The organism is Streptomyces alkaliphilus, from assembly GCF_014141535.1.
Classification (GTDB): Bacteria; Actinomycetota; Actinomycetes; order Streptomycetales; family Streptomycetaceae; genus Streptomyces; species Streptomyces alkaliphilus.
On sequence record NZ_VKHT01001404.1, the window covers coordinates 1 to 981 of the forward strand.

1 protein-coding gene is annotated in these 981 nt (G+C 73.0%); it reads right to left on the reverse strand.

Features of this window, described 5'->3' with window-relative positions; translation table 11 throughout:
- On the reverse strand, window positions 1–939 hold a 939-nt coding region (paaA, locus tag FNQ90_RS24750; RefSeq protein WP_182608373.1), incomplete at its 3' end, for a 1,2-phenylacetyl-CoA epoxidase subunit PaaA.
- Window positions 940–981 lie beyond the last annotated feature (42 nt).

Here is a 981-nt window from a genome sequence, read left to right on the forward strand (position 1 = left end):
GGTGGGGGACGCCGGGGCGGACGCGGCGGCGCGGGCCGCCCGCTTGGCGGCGTGCGCGGCGGCGGCCTCCCGCACCCACGCGCCCTCCTCGTGGGCCCGGCGCCGGCGGCTCAGCCGCTGCTCGTTGCAGGGTCCCTGGCCGCGCAGCACCCGGCGGAACTCCTCCCAGTCGATGGCGCCGAAGTCGTGCCGGCCGCGTTCCTCGTTCCACCGCAGGTCGGGGTCCGGGAGGGTGAGGCCCAGCGACTCGGCCTGCGGGACGCAGATGTCCACGAACCGCTGCCGCAACTCGTCGTTGGTGTGCCGCTTGATGCCCCAGGACATCGAGCGGGCGGTGTGCGGGGACTCGGCGTCCGGCGGGCCGAACATCATCAGCGAGGGCCACCACCAGCGGTTCACGGCGTCCTGTGCCATGGCGTGCTGCGCCTCGGTGCCCCGGCTCAGCGCGAGCAGCAGCTCGTATCCCTGGCGCTGGTGGAAGGACTCCTCCTTGCACACGCGCACCATCGCCCGCGCGTAGGGGCCGTAGGAGCAGCGGCACAGCGGCACCTGGTTGGTGATCGCGGCACCGTCCACCAGCCAACCGATGGCGCCGACGTCCGCCCAGGTCAGGGTGGGGTAGTTGAAGATCGAGGAGTACTTCTGGCGGCCGGTGTGCAGCTTGTCCAGCAACTCCTCGCGGTCCACGCCGAGGGTCTCGGCGGCGCCGTAGAGGTAGAGGCCGTGGCCCGCCTCGTCCTGCACCTTCGCCAGCAGGATCGCCTTGCGGCGCAGTGAGGGCGCGCGGGTGAGCCAGTTCGCCTCCGGCTGCATGCCGATGATCTCGGAGTGCGCGTGCTGGGCGATCTGACGGATCAGGGTCGCCCGGTACTCGTCCGGCATCCAGTCGCGCGGTTCGATCCGCTCGTCGGCGGCGATGGTCGCCTCGAAGGCGCGCAGGGCCGCCGCCTCGTCACCGCCGTCGGTGCCCTCGGCGGGGGT